The sequence below is a fragment of the Candidatus Hydrogenedentota bacterium genome (assembly GCA_016791475.1).
Classification (GTDB): domain Bacteria; phylum Hydrogenedentota; class Hydrogenedentia; order Hydrogenedentales; family JAEUWI01; genus JAEUWI01.
In genome coordinates this window covers 1-682 of the sequence record JAEUWI010000250.1, presented here as the reverse complement: position 1 = coordinate 682, position 682 = coordinate 1, and the positions used below count along the sequence as shown (strand labels likewise).

Genomic DNA, 682 nt, shown 5'->3' with positions numbered 1-682 from the left:
CTCGGGCCACAAGCTCTACGGCCCAACCGGCATCGGCGCGCTCTACGGCCGCGCCGAGCTGCTGCGCCACATGCCCCCCTGGCAGGGTGGCGGCGACATGATCCGTACCGTCGCCTTCGACAACACCACCTTCGCCCCGCCGCCGCAGCGCTTCGAGGCCGGCACGCCCAACATCGCCGGGGCGATCGCGCTGGCTGCGGCGATCGACTACGTCCAAGGCGTCGGGCTCGCGCGCATCCACGTCCACGAGCAGGCCCTGCTCGACTACGGCACGCGCGCGCTCGCCGCCATCCCCGGGGTACGCCTGGTCGGCACCGCGGAGCGCAAAGCCGGCATCCTGTCCTTCCTGGTCGACGGCATCCACCCGCACGACCTCGGCACCATCCTCGACGCCGAGGGTGTGGCGATCCGCGCCGGGCACCACTGCGCGATGCCACTGATGACGCGCTTCGGCATCCCCGGCACCGCGCGCGCCTCGCTCGGCCTCTACAACGGCCTCGCCGACCTCGACGCGCTGGTCGCGGCGATCCAGCTGATCGCGCAGTTCTTCATGATGACCGCCTTCCGCTTCGCCTCCGCCTCGGTGACGGCGCCGGTGCAATATTCCCAGTTGCTCTGGTCGGTGGCGGCCGGCTGGTTCGTCTTTTCGGTGGTGCCAGGGCCGCATGTGGTGCTGGGCGCG

Annotated in this window: 1 pseudogene; it reads left to right on the top strand. The window is 71.4% G+C overall.

Annotated features, from left to right (window positions below):
- Positions 1-529, top strand: a pseudogene (locus JNK74_29035) (aminotransferase class V-fold PLP-dependent enzyme).
- Positions 530-682 lie beyond the last annotated feature (153 nt).